We start from the raw sequence: 15,456 nt of genomic DNA, 5'->3' as shown, positions 1-15,456 counted from the left end.
ACGACGGCGGAAAGCGCCCACCTACCTGGTCGGCGCGAACAACTGCGTCGACGACACGGTCACCGCGGTCAGGGGCGGCAAACGGCTCCCCGGATCGGCTTGGGCGGACTCGTGTGGATGACCCGGCTGTCGGTCGCCTGCACCTCGAAGCAGTAGCGGCGCACGGGATCGACCGGAATGGTGATCGCGTGCGCCCGCCCGGCCAGCACGGTCCGGTTGGGTTCGTTCTCGGGGGCGACGATCACCGCGTAGTCGACGCTGCCCGAACTGCTGGTCCAAGCGAGCATGACGTGGTTTCCCCGGTCGGTCGGCTCGGCGAGCTCCAGTTCGAGGTCCGCCACCTGTTCCGGTTCTCCAGTGGCGGCCGGTGTCGTGGTGACGACCTCCGGCCGCCGATCGCCGAGCAGTACCACGGCCACCGCACCGAGAACGGCCAAGGCCGCCGCCGCACCGAACACGACGCCGAGGCGCACGCGAACCGCGCGACGAGCCTCCGCCGGCGCGGGTGGAACGGCGTCTTCGCGCTCGTTCGACGGCGGAGGCCAGTCCGGTTCCTCGGGACGGGGGAACATTTCGGCGAGCCGGTCGGCGACCCACGCGGCGTCCGGTGGGCGGTGTGCCGGGTCCGGGGCGAGCAGCCTGCTCACCATCGCCGACAGGATGACCGGTACACCGGGCCGGTCGATCGGCGGCACGGGAGTGCGCAGCAGCCTCAGCAGCCGCTCGCCCATCGGTTCCCCGAGCCTGCCGGGCTGCGGGTGGTCGCCGGTCAGGGCCAGGTACAGCACCATTCCCAGGCCGTACAGATCGGTCCGCTCGTCGAAGGTCTCGGTGCGCAGGGTCTCCGGCGCCAGGTATTCGAGCGACCGCGCCGGATCTCGCGGGAACGCCTGCCGCAGGGCGACCCCGAAGTCGGCGAGGACCGGTTCGCCGGTCGTGCGGAACAGCACGTTCGCGGGGTGGACACCGCCGTGCACGACGCCGGCGGCATGCGCGGTGGCGAGGCAGGTCGCGACGGTATGGCCGAGTACGACGGCGTCGGCCGTGGAAAGTCTGCCCACCTGGCCCAGCAGCGTGGCGAGGGAGTGCGTGCATCGTTCCATCCGGAGCGCGTGCCGCCCGTCGGGCAGTTGGTCGACGCCGTCGACCGGCAGCGCGGAGGCCACCGCCCGCAACCGGTCGCGATCCCGTTCCACCGCAGACAAGGTCGCTCGATCGAGCCGCGCCGGGAAGACCTTCATCGCGACCGGGACACCCGCGTAGGTCGCGGGATACACGGTCGCGACCGGCCCGATGCCGAGGGGAACGCCGAACAGGTTTCCGGTCATTCGGTCACGAGTCCCGGTTCCCGCAGGCTGCCCAGAGCGAACGCGGCCCGGAGCCGGGTCCGGAACGAGGCCTCCGTGAATCCTTTCCGGATCGCCCGGACCGCCGACCACGCCTGTGCGGCCGTCCGGTCGTCGGCGCCGTACGGGGACCACAGCGTGATGTCCACCTGACGAGCGAGCCATTCCAGGCCCTCCGCGACGGAACTATCCACTGTGGACGGAAGGCGACGGGCGAGTTCGCGGGCCGTGGCACCGCGGGACACCACGATGTCGTGCGCGCGCAGCACGTCTCTCGCCTCCATCCAGGCCGCGATGACCGCCGCCGAACCGGTACGGCGGCGCCGTCGAGCGGTCCGGACGGCTCGCCGCCCCGGTATCGCGACGGCGACGAAGGCGAGCACCGAGGCCACACCGATACCGAGCCAGGTGAGCAACGTCCCGATCCACGGCGTTTCGGGCTCGGACGGCCCGGTGGTGGCATGCTCGTCCATGGGGACCTCCGGATCACGTAATCGCTGCGATGGCGGAAGGGCTTCGCGAGCCTGGGCGGTGACCCGCGCCAGCGCACCGGCCGCCGCGGCGGTGCCGCGGGACGCACCGCCGGTCGGATCGAGCGGAACCCAGCCGACGCCGGCGACGGCCACCTCCGGCCAGGCGAAGGAGTCTCCATTGTGGACTGTCACCGGGCCGGGACCGCCCGGCGGGGTGCGGAACCCCACCGCGACACGGGCCGGGATACCGATCAGCCTCGCCAGTGCCACATAGGCCGTGGCGAACTGCTCGCTGGTACCCGCGCGAGTGGTGAACAGGAAGCCGCTCAGCTGCGCCCAGCCGCTTCCGGTCGGCAGTACCGGACCGGTCGCCTGCCGGTAGTTCTCGGCGAGATACCGCTCCAGCACCAGCGCGGCCCGGAACGACGGGCGCAGCCCACCGGTGGCGGTCCGCGCCAGTTCGGCGACGCCGGGCGGCACCTGCCCGACCCCACCCGACACCGCGGACGCGTCGATTCCCGCGTCCAGCAACGTATCCGGCGCCACCGCCGGTTCACGCCAGCCGAGTTCGTACTCCACCGGTCCCCGCCGCCCCGGCAGCAGAAGCGTGCCGGTCGCGGGGTCGACCAGCGGATCGGCACCGGCGACCGTGGCCAGCAGAGGCTGGCTGGGCAGCCAGGGGCCGCCGCCTGCCGGGACCGTGATCCGCGCGTGCCGGGTGGCCGTCCCGAGCGTCGCGCCGAGCCGGAGATAGTCGCCGTTCGCCCGCCAGCCCGCCCCGTCGAAGTCGGTGAGGACGGCGATCCGCCAGCGGTCGGTCCCGGCCGTCCCGGTGTAGCCGAAAACCGGTTCGCCCGGCCGGGTCAGCCTGTCCGCGACCTCGTCGAGCGGATTGTCCACCCGCAGCGGTGGCACCGGAGCGGTCTCGTGTTCGAGCGCCAGCGACGGCCGGACGCCCTGGTCGACGGCGGTGCCCCCGGCCGAGACCGCCACCGCGAGCACCACGGTGGGCAGCAGGAGGACGAGCCTGCTCTCCCGCCGCCGGGTCACGGCGAGCAGCGTGCCCGCGACGACGACGTAAGCCAGCCCGGCGGCGGTGGCCACCGGCCCGGACAGCGCCAGGTAAGCCTGGCTCAACCCGGCGACGGCCAGCCCCGGTAGCAGCGCCACCGCGGGCAGGCGCGACAGTTCGATCGCGAGCACCGCGGCGAACAGCACCGCGAGCGGGACGAACAGGAACAGTTCCGCGTCCGCCCGCGCGGGCCAGGTCGACTGGAGCGTCAGCTGCCAGGACCGGGTGACGCCGTCGAGCAGCCCCCGCAGCATCGCCGCGTCCGGGAGACCAGGCCCGAATTCGAGCTCTCCCAACGCGAGCAAGCCCAGAACGAGCATCAGTACCGGCCGCCACGGACGCAGCGCGGCCACCCGCAGGGAGACCTCGGTGACGGCGAAGCAGACGAGAAGAACCGTGACGAGCGGGAGCAGCAGCGCGCCCATACCGAACACCGGCGCGAAGAGCAGGCCGGCGAGTCCGGTGGCGAGCAGCAGCAGGGCGGCCACGAGCCGTTGTGTCCATTGTGGATTCATAAGCCGAGCGCGTTCCATCGTCGGGCCGCGTCGGCGGCGTCGGAGACCGAGAGCACCACCGCACCGGGGATGCCTTCGAACGTCTCGGCGTCGCCGAGCACGAAGACGATCAACGGCGAGTACCGGTCGCGCAACGCGGCCACCGCGGCCCGATCGGCCGGTGTGCCACCGGCGGTCACCACGGCCAGCCCGCCGACCCCGGAGCGGCTCAGCCCTTCCGGGACCAGCGCCGGGCCGGACGACGGTTCGAGCACGCACAAGGCGTCCAGCAGCGGACGCACCGCCCGCGGCCCTCCCCCGGTGTCCACGTCGAGCCCGCCGGAGGAGACCAGCCGCGTCGGCCGGTCCGCGCGCGCCGCCGAACCGGCCAGCGACGCGGCGGCGTCGACGGCGTCTTCCAGGCGGGGGCCTCGCAACCGGGAGTCCAGCAGCACGGTGAACCTGGGCTGGTGCGGATCGACGTAGTCGCGCACCATCAGCCTGCCGGTCCTCGCCGTCGCCTTCCAGTGCAGATGCCTGATTTCGTCGCCGTGCACGTATTCGCGGACTTCACGCAGGTCTTCGGAACCGCGCAGCCGTCCGTCCACGACCGCCCCCTCGTGGTGGTGCCGCGGCCGCCCGCCGCCGGGCGGGGACATCACGTGCACCCGCGGATGGACCCACAGCGTCGCGGTCTCGCCGGTGGTCAGCCGCCGGTACCCGAGCCCGAAGGGGTCTGCCCGTTCGAGGACCAGCGGACCGACCTCGTGCCGTCCACGCCGCTCGGTGGGCAATTCGTAGTTGTGCGTGGTTTCCGCGTTGGGTCCCAGCGCGCGGATGTCGACCTTCCGCGTCGCGGCACCGACCCGGTCCCCCGCGGTGAAGGCGCCATGCCGCCGCCTGGCCGGATTGCGCACGCGCAGCGTGGCGGCCGCGGGCCTGCCACGCTCGACCCGGTCCGGATAGACCTGGCGGGACACCACGACGCGGGGACGCCGTCCGGTCGCGACGATCGCCGCGACCAGCGCGCCGGCGCCGGCGCCCGCGATCGCGAGGAAGAACGGATAGCCGGCCCAGTGGCCGAGGACGAACAGCCCCGCGGTCGCGGCGAGAACGCCGGCGCCGCGTCTGGTCAGCCGGATCATCAGGCCCGCGGCCCCACACTCACCGGGGCGGGCGTCGCGTCGAGGACCTCGTCCACCACGCCGCCGGGGTCGCGGCCGTTCAGCTCGGCGTCGGCGGTGAGGATCAGCCGGTGCGCGAGAACGGCTTGCGCGACCTCCTTGACGTCGTCCACGGTGACGAACGTCCGGCCGTCGGTCGCGGCGTAGGCCTGCCCGGCGCGGATCAGCGCGATACTGCCCCGCGGGCTGGCCCCGTACCGCAGGGCGGCGTGCTCGCGTGTCGCGGCCGCGAGCCGGGCGGCGTACTCGCAGAGAGCGGGTTCGACGTGGACGGCCCGGACCTGTCCGATCGTCCGGCGCACCACCCCGATGTCCACCACCGGTGCGAGTTCGTCCGGGCCGACGCCCGCGCAGTCGCCCATGATCACCTTGACCTCCGAAGCGAGGTCCGGGTAGCCGACGTCGAGCCGCATCAGGAACCGGTCCAGCTGCGCTTCGGGCAACCGGTAGGTCCCGGCCATCTCGATCGGGTTCTGGGTCGCGACGACCAGGAACGGCCGCGGTACCTCGTGCCGGACGGCGTCGACGGTGACGGTCCGCTCGGCCATCACCTCGAGCAGGGCCGACTGCGTTTTCGGCGTGCCACGGTTGATCTCGTCCGCGACGACGACGTTCGCGAACACCCCGCCGGGGTGGAACTCGAAGCGTTCTTCCCTCTGGTGGTAGACGGGGACACCGGTGATGTCGCCCGGCAACAGGTCGGGGGTGAACTGGATGCGGTTCCACGACCCGCCGACGCTCCTGGCCAGGCAGCGGGCCAGTGTTGTCTTGCCGACACCGGGCACGTCCTCCACGAGCAGATGCCCTTCGGCGAACAACGCGGTGACCGCGAGCCGGACGACCTTTTCCTTGCCGCGCAGCACACTGTGGACGTTCTCCGCGATGCTTTTGTAGACCGCACCGGGCTGGGGAAAGGGAGTCATCGGGCTAAGTCCACCTGATCTTGTTGGAGGTGATCCGGCCGTCCGGGGTCTGGACGCTGACCCAGATGGTCTGGCCGGGCACGTCGTAGTTGAGTTCGTTGTAGATCGCCGAACCGTCGGCGCCGGTCGTGGTGGATTCGGTCCGCACGTTGGTGTTGCTCGACGAGCTGAGCCGGATCGCGTACCGCGTGTTCGGCGCGAACCCCTTCATCGTCACGTTGACCTCGGCACAGTCCGGCTCGTGACAGTTCTCGCTGGAGGTGTCCCGGCCGCGGCTGATGGTGATCGTCGGCGCGGGGACGGTGACCGTCCGGCCGGCCGCCTGTCCCTCTCGCGTCTGCCCGTCGGGCGTCCTGGTCACCGCGCGAACGGTGAAGGTGTAGGAATTCCCCGCGGTCAGCCCGGAATAGCTCGCGGAGGTGCCCCCGACCGTCTGCTGCGCGAAACCGGTACCGGTGACGAGATAGTGCACCAGTTCCCCGCCGCCCAGGTCCGGTCGTGTCCAGGAGAGCGTCGCGACACCGTCGCGATGGCTCACCGTCAGCGCCGGCGCGGCCGCGGCCGCCGCCGGGGTCGCCGACGCCGAAGCGCCCGGTCCGGTGCCCGCCTTGTTGACCGCGACGACGGTGAATGTGTAGCGGGTTCCGTTCGCCAGCCCGGTGATCCGGATCCGGCGGGTGCCGCCGTCCACCGTCCGGGAACCACCCGCCCAGCTGATCCGGTACGACGTCACTTCGGCCCGGTTGGCGGGAGCAGCCGACCACGCGACCGTGACCGCGCCCGCCTCACCGGTCGCCGACACGCCGGGCGGAGCGCCCGGAGGACTGGCGGGGACGGCGGGCGGGGTGACCGGAGGCGGATTCGGCTTCGTGGGGCCGGGCCGGTCGGTACCGGTGTCCTGGCCGGGGCGCCCGTCCTGGCCACGTCGCTCAGCGGGCGGAGCCACCGGCCCCTGTCCCGGGGCGGGCTGTGCCGGGGCCGGTTGGTCCTTCTTCTCCGTGGGCGGGACCACGGGAACGTCGGTGATCTTGCCGTCCTTGGCGACGACGAGGACGTGGGCACCTTGGCCGCCGTCGACGTAGACATGCGAATCCTCGCCGCGGACGACCCGTGCCGTGCCGCCGTCGGACGGTAGCGGTTTGTCGTCCGTCTGCCTGCCGTCGGCGTCGTAGGTGAACAACCGGCCTGACGTGCGGTTGACCACGACGACCACCGAGCCCGCCGCGACCGGTGCGTCGTACTGACCGGGCGGGAGGGGTACCGTGATCGGCCGCCGCGGCCCGGGGGCGGGGTCGACCAGATGCAGCAGGCCGCGCACCGGGTCGAGCACGGCCACGCGACCGGCCACGTCGTTGGCCGCCGTCCGGAGGTCGGCGCCCGCGCCGAGGCCCATCGGCACCGGGACGCCGAGACCACCGGCTTCGACGGCACGCACGACGCCGTCGGAAGTGTCGACGAAATACAGCTTGTCCCCCACCAAGGTCAGCGCGCCGAAATGTCCGGCGGGGAGGGTGACGGGGCAGGACACCTGCTCGGCGCCGCGGTCCAGCCGGCAGAGCAGGCCCGACGCGATACGCGGCAGCCACAGCGTCCCCTCCGCGGTGGCGACCGGGTCGCCGACCGGTCCCCCGGCGGAGATCGGCGCGGGCGGATCACCGAGCCGGATGAGCTGACCGGACTGCCGGTACACCAGGTACGGACCGCCCGCGGTCTCCACCCCGACCGGAACCTCGGCCGAGGGCGACACCCCCGGCGGCCCGGCGGTCAGGTCCGACTTGCCGAACGGGGTGATCCGGGTGCTCCCCACGACGTAGCCGCTGGTGTCCCCCTGCACGACCTGGCTCCCCCGGTCACCCGGCACCGCGACCTGCGCGTCGATCCCCGCCGTCCCGCCGTCGATGTGGAAAGCGGCCTGGAGCAAGGAGTTGTAGACCCAGTGGCCGCCGGGGATCTCCTGTAACCCCGGCGGCGGTTTCGCCGCACCGGTGACCGCGGTCGTCAGAACCGCCACCGAAACCACGACGATCGTCACGACCGGCAGCCGGGCCCGCCAAGCCGTGCTCCCCCGAGTCCCCTTTTTCACGGCACGGACGGTAGCCGAGTGATTCGGGAGGGTTCCCGAGCCGAAATCCCATCACCTACTGGAACGGGGACCGGCCACGCTACGCTCGGTGCCCGTGCGGGTACTTCTCCGGCTCACGACCACGGACGGTCCGACATGACGTTCTCACGCCGAGACCGTGAACCGGCGGGCCGCCGGATCGCGGATCGCTACCGGCTGGTCGAGCGCGTCGGCGCCGGCGGCGAAGGCGTGGTCTGGCGGGCGATCGACGAGCGGACCGGGCGGACGGTCGCGGCCAAACAGGCGAAGATGAGCGCCACCGGAGCCGGCCGCAAGCTGCGCCGCGAGGCCCGCCTGGCCGCGTCGGTCGACCATCCGCATGTCGTCGTCTGTCACGAAATCGTCAGCGATCACGACGAGCTGTGGCTGATCCAGGAGTACGTCCCTTCGCGGACCCTCGCCGCCGTCCTGAGCGAACGCGCGCTGCCCGAAGCGAAGGTCGCGGAAATCGGTGTCCAGCTGGCGTCGGCGCTCGCCGCGGTCCACGAGCGGAAGATCCTCCATCGCGACCTCAAACCGGGCAACGTCCTGATCGGTGCGGACGGGCGGGTGAAACTGACCGATTTCGGCATCTCCCGTTCCGTCGCGGCGGACGAGACCTTGACCGACGCGGCGTTGTACGCGGGCACGCCCGGCTATCTCGCTCCCGAGGTCGCGCGCGGTGAGCCGCCCACCGAGGCCTCGGACGTGTTCTCCCTCGGTGCGACGCTCTACGCCGCCCTGGAGGGTTCTCCGATGTTCGCCGGAGAGACCCCGCTCGCCAGGGTCCGGCGCGCCGCGGACGGCGACATCCCGGTGTCCCGTGCCGCGGGCGGCCTGGCGGATCCCCTCGCGCGGATGCTGGACCCGGACCCGGCACGCCGCCCGTCGGCCGCCGAAGCGAGCGCGGCCCTGGCGGCCTGCTCGGGCGGCACGGCCGAGGTGGCGCTGGCGCGAAGGGGTGCGGTCCACCGGTTCCGGCGCCCGATCGGCGCGGCGGCGGGCATCGCGGCCGTCGCGGTCGGCGCGCTCTCGGCGAGCACACCGACGGCTCCGGCGACACCCGCGCCCTTCGACGCCCGCGCCCTCGATCCCTGCCTCTTGACCGACACGGCCGCGCTCCGCTCGTACGGACGCACCGAGCTCGAACCCGATTACGGCAACTTCAACCGGTGCGACGTGCTCCTCCACCGCGGCGACGGGACTTTCACCGACGTCAAAGTGGAGCTGAAGAACCACCCCGGGAGCCCGCCTGAAGGCGAGCTGAAACGCGTCGGGGAATTCGACGTCGTCGGCGGCCCTCTCCAGGACGACAAGTGCATCCGGCTGATCCTCGTGCCCGAGGGATATCTCGTCTCGGTCACCGCGGGCGACGACCCCGGCGCCCCGGTGGACCTGTGCGCGGTCGCCGACGTCGCCACCGATTCGGCGACGAAGGCGTTGTCCCGCGACGGAACCCCGCTTCGGAAAGGGAAATTCCCCGCGGGCTCGCTCGCCGAAGTGGACGCGTGCGCCCTGCTCGATCCCGCGGCACCCGAGCTGCCCGGCCCGCCGCGGCCGTTCTTCGGCCGGTGGAGCTGCGCCTACGAAGGCCCCGCGGGCCGGGTCCGGGTGATCTTCGACCGGGGAGATCCCCTCGACGACGAAGACGGCGCGCGCAGCACCCAATCCGGCCGGGAGATCCGGACGGCCGCCGACGACTACGGGCCGGGAACGTGCCGCTCGACGATCGCCTATCGCCCGTACACCGATATCGACAACATCCCGATGCTGGAATCCGTCCTGATCGTCGTGAACGGTGACCCGCCATCGGCGCGGCTCTGCGGCCCGGCCACGATCCTGGCGGGCGAAGTGGCGAGGAGATTGCCATGACCACCTTCGACTGCTGCCATCCCAGCCTCGCCCACGGTGTCCCGCCCGCCGCGGCGGGGACGATCTTCGCCTCGACCGTGTCCGGCCGGTCGTCGATGCCCCCGGGAGAGGGCCGGAAGCTCCTGTTCGGCCGCAATCGGGACGACGTGCACGTCTGCGTCGGCGAGGACGACCGGGAGATCAGCCGTCATCAGGGAACACTCGTCCACGAAGGCGGCGTCTGGTGCGTGCGCAACGAGGGCAGGCTTCCGCTTCGGCTACCCGGTTCCCGGCTCGTCTTCGGCGGCGATGAACCGGCCCCGCTTTCCGACGGCTACACCGCGCTTTTCATCCGCAACAACAGCGGACGAGAACATCTGCTGGAGATCTTCGTCGCGGGAACCGATTCGCCGGCCCCGTCGTCCGTCGCCACGGAGGTCACGAAACCACCGCGCGTCTGGCGGCTGACCATGGCCGAGCGCACCGTTCTTGCCGCGCTGGCGCAACGATTCCTCCGCCAGGAGGCCTACCCGCAGCCCCTGAGCTGGCGCCGGGTCGCCGAGCAGCTGGCCGAGCTGGATCCGGACGAGAACTGGGCGCCCAAGAAGGCCGAGCACGTGGTGGCCGGGGTCCGCAAGCGGCTCGTCGAGGCCGGGGTCCCCGGGCTCACCAAAGAGGAGGTCGGCGAGCCCGTCGGCAATGCGCTGAACGTCCACCTGATCGGCGAGCTCCTGCAGTCCACGACCCTGGTGCCACCGGATCTCGCCTTGCTCGAACCGCGTGATCGACAGTGATTTCGTACGTCCACTCCGAAAGCTGATGGCTTGGTCCGCTCGTGGCCCCGGCGACGATCATGATGTCCCCAATGTCGCATCTGTGACGCTGAGCGTCACAGATGCGACATTGGGGACGCCTCGCCACCGCAGAGCCGACAACCCTCAATAGAGCCTTTCGGGCGTTTCCGGGGACATGAGCGCAGTTTGGACGCACCTTGGTCACGGCAAGGCGCCATAGGCGGCGACGTCGATCAAGTTCTCCTCCTTCGCGCCGAGTTCCCGCAGTTGGCGGCAACGCTCTCCTATCGCGGATAGTAGAGGCTTTCGTCCATCACGGCCGGGACCTTCGGATTTCCCGATCGCGACAACCAGCCCTGATACCGGCCGGGGCGGGAAGTGATGCTCGAAACAGCCAACGAATCGAGGACATCATGAAGCGCCGACACCTCGGGCTGTACGCGATCGCCGTGGCGATCTTGATCGTCGGCCTCGCCTTCGCCGAAGTTCCGTTCTCCACGATTCTTCTCGGTCTGGTAGTGCTGGCCTGCCCCCTGATGATGCTGTTCATGATGGGCGGACACGGCGGATCCGGTGATCAGGACCGCGATCAGCGTTCCGAAAGGCGGTCACATGAGCCGGTTCACCCGCCGCGCCTTTCTCGGCACCACGGCGTTGGCCGTGACCGGGCTGGCCGCCTGCTCGACGGAGAATCCGCTGATCCTGCCCACCGACCCGCTGGTGGGCCGGACCGAAACGGCGCGCGGCGGCACCGGCCGCGTCCGATCGGCCACACTCACCGCGATCACAGGCCAGGTCGACCTCGGCGGCCCCGTGGTCGACACGTGGACCTATGACGGCGTCGCGCCCGGCCGGGAAATCCGCGTGACCGCGGGCGATCTGATCGAGGCGCGGCTGGTCAACCGGCTGCCCGTGGAAACGTCGATCCACTGGCACGGCCTCGCACTGCGCAACGACATGGACGGGGTTCCCGGCTTGACCCAGGCCCGGATCAAGCCGGGAGAGGAGTTCACCTACCGCTTCGTGGCGCCGACGCCGGGCACCTACTGGTTCCATCCGCACACCGGCACCCAGCTCGACCGCGGCCTGTACGCACCGCTGATCGTCGAGGACCCGCGAGAACCCGGCGGCTACGACGCGGAGTGGACGGTCGTGCTCGACGACTGGATCGACGGCGCGGGCACCACTCCAGACCAGGTCCTCGCTGCTCTGCGGCGGGGCGGCGGCCACTCGATGCACGGCATGGGTGGCCGGACGGCGGGCGGAGACGTCACCTACCCGCACTACCTGCTCAACGGCCGCGTCGCCGGCGCACCGATGACGTTCACCGCCGAACCCGGCCAACGCGTGCGGATCCGGTTCGTCAACGTCGGTTCCGACACCGCGTTCCGGGTCGCGCTCGGCGGCCACCGCATGACCGTCACCCACACCGACGGCTTTCCGGTCATACCGGTCGACACCGACGTGCTGCTGATCGGCATGGGTGAACGCTACGACGTGCTCATCACCCTGTCCGACGGCGTGTTCCCGTTGGTGGCGCAGGCCGAAGGCAAGGAAGGGGCCGCGTTCGCGCTGGCCCGCACCGGAACTGGCGCCGCTCCCCCACCATCGATCCGTCCGGACGAGCTGCGCCGGAGGCCTGTCGGCTATCCGGAGCTGAAGGCCGCCGAACCGTTGCCCGCCCGGCGGCCCGACGTCACCCACCGGCTCGCGCTCACCGGCGGAATGATGGATTACCGATGGGGGATCAACGGTCGCGCCGGTGACCACAGCGACCGATCGCGAGTCCGAAGTGGACAACGGGTGCGCGTGGAGTTCGTGAACACTACGATGATGTGGCACCCCATGCACGTCCACGGCCACACCTTCCAGCAGGAAGGCGGGCCACGCAAGGACACCGTGATCGTGCCGGCGGGCCGGATCGTCGCCTGCGAGTTCGACGCGGACAACCCCGGCCAGTGGATGATCCACTGCCACAACACCTACCACGCCGAGGCGGGGATGACGACCGTCCTCGGCTACGAGTCCTCGTCATGACGGCGGCGCCGGCCCGGAAAGGCATGACCATGAGCGACCACACCCGCACCGCCGTGCTCGACGTCAGCGGACTGCACTGGGCGAGTGAGCAGAACGTCGTCGACGCCAAGCTCGGCAGGCAGCCGGGCGTCCATCACGTCGAGGTGAACCCGGTCGCGCAAACCGCGACGGTGCGCTTCGACCCGGCCGTGACGTCGGTGGCGGCCCTGCGTCAGTGGGTGATCGACTGCGGCTACCACTGTGCGGGCCAGTCGGTTCCGCGGCATATCTGCGACCCTGCGACGGAGCCGGAGCACACCGGCCACGGCGATCACACGGGAATGTCGATGTCCGGGATGGTCACCGACATGCGCGACCGGTTCCTGGTAGCGGCGCTGTTCTCCATCCCGATCGTGTTGTGGTCGCCGATCGGCACCGAGGTCTTCGGGCTCCACCTCCCGACACCGTTCGGCGTCCGGCAGGACGTGTGGGCGTTGCTGCTGAGCCTTCCGGTGATCTTCTACTCGTGTTGGATCTTCTTCGACGGCGCGGTGCGCGCGTTGCGGCACCGCACGCTCGACATGATGGTGCTCGTCGCGGTGGCCGTCGGCGCGGGCTGGCTGTACTCGCTGGTGATCACGCTCACCGGCGGGGGCGAGGTGTTCTACGAAGCCGCGACCGTCCTCGCCGCTTTCGTCCTTTTGGGACACTGGTTCGAGATGCGCGCCCGAGGTGGGGCGAACGACGCGATCCGCACCCTGCTCGATCTCGCCCCGCCCAAGGCGGTCGTGCTCCGCGACGGCGATACCGTCGAAGTGCCGACGGCCGAGGTGGTCGTCGGGGACCTGCTGCTGGCGCGCCCCGGCGCGAAGATCGCCGTGGACGGGGTCGTGGAGGACGGCGAGTCCGAAGTGGACGAATCGATGGTCACGGGCGAAAGCCTGCCCGTGCACAAGGCGCCCGGCTCCACCGTCATCGGTGCCACCATCAACGCCAACGGCACCCTGCGCGTCCGCGCCACCAAGGTCGGCTCGGACACCGCCCTCGCACAGATCGTGAAGCTCGTGCAGGAGGCGCAGAACTCCAAGGCGCCGGGCCAGCGCCTCGCCGACCGGGCGGCGTTCTGGCTGGTGCTGGTGGCGCTGATCGGCGGTGGCGCCACTCTCGCGGCCTGGTTGCTGGCGGGCAGCGCGTTCGCCACGGCCATTCTGTTCGCCATCACCGTCGTCGTGATCACCTGCCCGGACGCGCTCGGTCTCGCCACTCCGACCGCGATCATGGTCGGGACCGGCCTCGGCGCGAAACGCGGTGTGCTGTTCAAGAACGCCATGGCACTGGAGACCTCCGCGCGGATCGAGGTCGTCGTGATGGACAAGACCGGCACACTCACGAAGGGCGAGCCCGAGGTGACCGACGTGATCGCGGACGGTCTGGGCGAGGCGGAACTACTGAGGCTGGTCGCGACGGTGGAACGCGAGTCCGAGCACCCGCTCGCCGAGGCGATCGTCCGCCATGCGGGCGAACTGGACGGACTACGCGCGGATCGGTTCGAAAACGTGCCCGGCCACGGGGCGATCGCCCAGGTCGGTGGGCATCGCGTGGTGGTCGGCAACCGACGGCTGCTGGAGCGGGAGGGCATCGACCTCGCGGCACTCGGCCCGCGCCGGGACGAACTGGCCGCGACCGGACGCACCGCGGTCCTGGCCGCGGTCGACGGCGTCGCGGCCGGAGTGATCGGCATCGCGGACGCACCGAGGGAAACCTCCGAGACCGCCGTCCGGGCGTTGCACGACCTCGGCGTCGAAGTCGTCATGCTGACGGGCGACAACCAGGCGACAGCGGAGCGGATCGCCGCCCGGCTCGGTATCGACACCGTGATCGCCGAGGTGCTGCCCGGCGACAAGGCCGCGAAAGTCGCCGAGTTGCAGCGCGGCGGACGCAAGGTCGCGATGGTCGGCGACGGCGTCAACGACGCCCCGGCGCTGGCACAGGCCGACCTCGGCATCGCCATCGGCGCGGGCACGGACGTCGCGATCGAGACCGCCGATGTCGTCCTCATGCGGTCCGATCCGCTCGACGTTCCGGTCGCCTTGCGCATCGGCCGCGGAACCTTGCGCAAGATGCGCCAGAATCTCGGCTGGGCCATCGGTTACAACACCATCGCGCTACCGATCGCCGCCGGTGTTTTCGAACCGGCTTTCGGTCTCATGCTCCGCCCGGAGATCGCCGCGCTGTCGATGTCCGGCTCCAGTCTGATCGTCGCGGTGAACGCACTCGCCCTCAAGCGGCTGAGGCTGCCCAGCCTGTCCGGATAACCGCCGGCACAGGGCGAACCTGCGGAAACGCCTCCCGCCGAGTGCTACGGTCACACCTAGTAGACAGCGAAGGCAGGAGCGTCACGACGGACGGCAGGGAGGTCTTATGCGCGGTCTCGGCGATCTCGAGAGTGCGGTGATGGACATCCTCTGGCGTGCCGAGATCCCGCTGAAGGTCCGCGACGTCCTCGAACAACTCGACACCGGAAAGAAGCTTGCCTACACCACGGTGATGACCGTGCTCGACAACCTGCACCGCAAGCGATGGGTGGAACGCGAACGCCGCGGGAAGGCGTTCGTCTACCACCCCGCCCAAAGCCGGGCTCAAGCCGCCGCGAAGTCGCTACGGGAAGTCCTCGACGAGTCCGGTGATCCGGAGGCCGTCCTTCTCCACTTCGCCACGACGGTGTCGCCCGAGGAATCAGCGGTACTGCGCAAGGGTCTGCGCGGTACGGCTCGCGAATGACCGCGCGCCTGACTGTCCACAAGGGACACTTCCCGGACAGGTGAGGTACATGAAGGTGTGAAGGTCGAGTTTCCTCGGCTCAGCCGAGGGAAGGGGTCCTTCACGCGCAGCCGCTGTGACTGCTGGAGCGCCTGAGACGAGCGTGGCGATCGCCGAGTCCGCGAAGGCCTCCTTCACTACCTTCAGGGTAGGCAAGGAGGCCTTCACAGACCTGCCACGCGTCCAAGCCGCAGCCAAATCCAGTAGGTACCCAAGAAGCCGTTGCCCCTAAGCCGAATCGCCACTCACGAGGCAGATTGGACAGCTGCGGTACATGAAGGCCCCCTTCCTGTACCTAGGCGCAAGGATGGGGGCCTTCATGTACTCGGGAAGGCACGTAGGCACCTGCCACCAAGCGTGATAGCACCCAGTACGCGCTCCC

Annotated in this window: 10 protein-coding genes and 1 pseudogene; 6 read left to right on the top strand and 5 right to left on the bottom strand. The window is 70.7% G+C overall.

Annotated elements, in window-relative coordinates:
- Positions 1-68 precede the first annotated feature (68 nt).
- The 5 genes from ACIBTM_RS23035 to ACIBTM_RS23015 are packed head-to-tail and all read right to left on the bottom strand — an operon-like array spanning position 69 to position 7,575.
- A complete protein-coding gene (locus ACIBTM_RS23035) occupies positions 69-1,328 on the bottom strand; it encodes a serine/threonine protein kinase (protein WP_395879128.1) in 1,260 nt (419 codons plus the stop codon).
- Complete coding sequence (locus tag ACIBTM_RS23030; RefSeq protein WP_395879127.1) at positions 1,325-3,379, bottom strand: transglutaminase domain-containing protein; 2,055 nt, start codon at positions 3,377-3,379, stop codon at positions 1,325-1,327. Before ACIBTM_RS23030 ends, ACIBTM_RS23035 begins: the two co-directional genes overlap by 4 nt.
- Before the next feature lie 23 nt (positions 3,380-3,402).
- Positions 3,403-4,530: a DUF58 domain-containing protein gene (locus ACIBTM_RS23025; protein ID WP_395879126.1), complete on the bottom strand. Its 1,128-nt coding sequence runs from the start codon at positions 4,528-4,530 to the stop codon at positions 3,403-3,405.
- Positions 4,530-5,492, bottom strand: coding sequence for an AAA family ATPase (locus ACIBTM_RS23020; RefSeq protein WP_395879125.1), 963 nt, complete (start codon positions 5,490-5,492; stop codon positions 4,530-4,532). Before ACIBTM_RS23020 ends, ACIBTM_RS23025 begins: the two co-directional genes overlap by 1 nt.
- Before the next feature lie 4 nt (positions 5,493-5,496).
- Positions 5,497-7,575 carry a fibronectin type III domain-containing protein gene (locus ACIBTM_RS23015; RefSeq protein WP_395879124.1) on the bottom strand — a complete coding sequence of 693 codons (2,079 nt, stop codon included), beginning with the start codon at positions 7,573-7,575 and terminating at the stop codon, positions 5,497-5,499.
- 135 nt (positions 7,576-7,710) lie between these two features.
- Between ACIBTM_RS23015 and ACIBTM_RS23010 the strand changes: the two genes are divergently transcribed.
- The 6 genes and pseudogenes from ACIBTM_RS23010 to ACIBTM_RS22985 all read left to right on the top strand — a co-directional run bounded on the left by ACIBTM_RS23010 (position 7,711) and on the right by ACIBTM_RS22985 (position 15,035).
- On the top strand, positions 7,711-9,465 hold the full coding sequence (locus ACIBTM_RS23010; RefSeq protein ID WP_395879123.1) for a serine/threonine-protein kinase: 1,755 nt from the start codon (positions 7,711-7,713) through the stop codon (positions 9,463-9,465).
- Positions 9,462-10,238, top strand: a complete 777-nt coding sequence (locus ACIBTM_RS23005; protein ID WP_395879122.1) for an FHA domain-containing protein — start codon at positions 9,462-9,464, stop codon at positions 10,236-10,238. The genes ACIBTM_RS23010 and ACIBTM_RS23005 overlap by 4 nt, the downstream gene beginning before the upstream one ends.
- 413 nt (positions 10,239-10,651) lie before the next feature.
- A pseudogene (locus ACIBTM_RS23000) lies at positions 10,652-10,792 on the top strand (hypothetical protein); the annotation flags it as partial.
- A gap of 58 nt (positions 10,793-10,850) precedes the next feature.
- A complete protein-coding gene (locus ACIBTM_RS22995) occupies positions 10,851-12,275 on the top strand; it encodes a multicopper oxidase family protein (protein ID WP_395879121.1) in 1,425 nt (474 codons plus the stop codon).
- Positions 12,276-12,304: 29 nt separating this feature from the next.
- Positions 12,305-14,569, top strand: coding sequence for a heavy metal translocating P-type ATPase (locus ACIBTM_RS22990; protein WP_395879120.1), 2,265 nt, complete (start codon positions 12,305-12,307; stop codon positions 14,567-14,569).
- Positions 14,570-14,675: 106 nt separating this feature from the next.
- Positions 14,676-15,035 carry a BlaI/MecI/CopY family transcriptional regulator gene (locus ACIBTM_RS22985; protein WP_395879119.1) on the top strand — a complete coding sequence of 120 codons (360 nt, stop codon included), beginning with the start codon at positions 14,676-14,678 and terminating at the stop codon, positions 15,033-15,035.
- The last annotated feature ends 421 nt before the right edge of the window (positions 15,036-15,456 follow it).

Source organism: Amycolatopsis sp. NPDC049868 (assembly GCF_044461365.1).
In the GTDB taxonomy this organism is placed as follows: Bacteria; Actinomycetota; Actinomycetes; order Mycobacteriales; family Pseudonocardiaceae; genus Amycolatopsis.
Note: the sequence above shows the minus strand (reverse complement) of the source record. Positions and strands in the feature narration are given on the sequence as shown.

Bases quoted from the DNA above. Each gene is read 5' to 3' on its own strand.
- ACIBTM_RS23005 (WP_395879122.1), top strand. From the start codon at position 9,462: ATGACCACCTTCGACTGCTGCCATCCCAGCCTCGCCCACGGTGTCCCG.
- ACIBTM_RS22995 (WP_395879121.1), top strand. From the start codon at position 10,851: ATGAGCCGGTTCACCCGCCGCGCCTTTCTCGGCACCACGGCGTTGGCC.
- ACIBTM_RS23025 (WP_395879126.1), bottom strand. From the start codon at position 4,530: ATGATCCGGCTGACCAGACGCGGCGCCGGCGTTCTCGCCGCGACCGCG.
- ACIBTM_RS23035 (WP_395879128.1), bottom strand. From the start codon at position 1,328: ATGACCGGAAACCTGTTCGGCGTTCCCCTCGGCATCGGGCCGGTCGCG.
- ACIBTM_RS23010 (WP_395879123.1), top strand. From the start codon at position 7,711: ATGACGTTCTCACGCCGAGACCGTGAACCGGCGGGCCGCCGGATCGCG.
- ACIBTM_RS23020 (WP_395879125.1), bottom strand. From the start codon at position 5,492: ATGACTCCCTTTCCCCAGCCCGGTGCGGTCTACAAAAGCATCGCGGAG.
- ACIBTM_RS22985 (WP_395879119.1), top strand. From the start codon at position 14,676: ATGCGCGGTCTCGGCGATCTCGAGAGTGCGGTGATGGACATCCTCTGG.
- ACIBTM_RS22990 (WP_395879120.1), top strand. From the start codon at position 12,305: ATGAGCGACCACACCCGCACCGCCGTGCTCGACGTCAGCGGACTGCAC.